The 485-nt window shown below is 36.9% G+C and carries 1 protein-coding gene; it reads left to right on the forward strand.

The features are described from left to right. A partial coding sequence (locus tag GBI16_RS18430) for a Fe2+-dependent dioxygenase (protein WP_151707635.1) occupies positions 1–485 on the forward strand: 485 nt, incomplete at its 5' end.

Consider the following 485-nt stretch of genomic DNA (forward strand, 5'->3'; position numbering starts at 1 on the left):
ATCCATTGTTTCTTTCAGCGTCAATTCCTTTGGATATAATTCCACCTTTATTTAACCGATATGAAAATAATGAATCCTTTGGCTTTCATGTTGATAACTCTATTCGACGAATTCGTGGAACGAATGAACGTCTCCGTACCGATTTATCTTGTACAGTCTTCCTCAGTGAACCAGACGAATATGAAGGTGGTGATTTAGTTGTAGAAGATACCTATGGCTACCATGAGGTGAAACTACCTGCGGGTGATATGATTCTTTATCCTTCAACAAGTCTTCATGAAGTTACAGCTATCACGTCCGGTTGTCGTATTGCATCATTTTTTTGGGTGCAGAGCATGGTACGAGATGATGCTAATAGATATATGCTTTTCAACTTAGATCAATCTATTCAAAATTTACGTGTACAGTTGGGAGATCAGCATCAAGAAGTAATTAAACTTACTAATCTTTACCATAATTTGATGCGAAAATGGGCTGAGTTATAA

The sequence above is a fragment of the Acinetobacter sp. TUM15064 genome (genome assembly GCF_008980265.1).
Taxonomy (GTDB): domain Bacteria; phylum Pseudomonadota; class Gammaproteobacteria; order Pseudomonadales; family Moraxellaceae; genus Acinetobacter.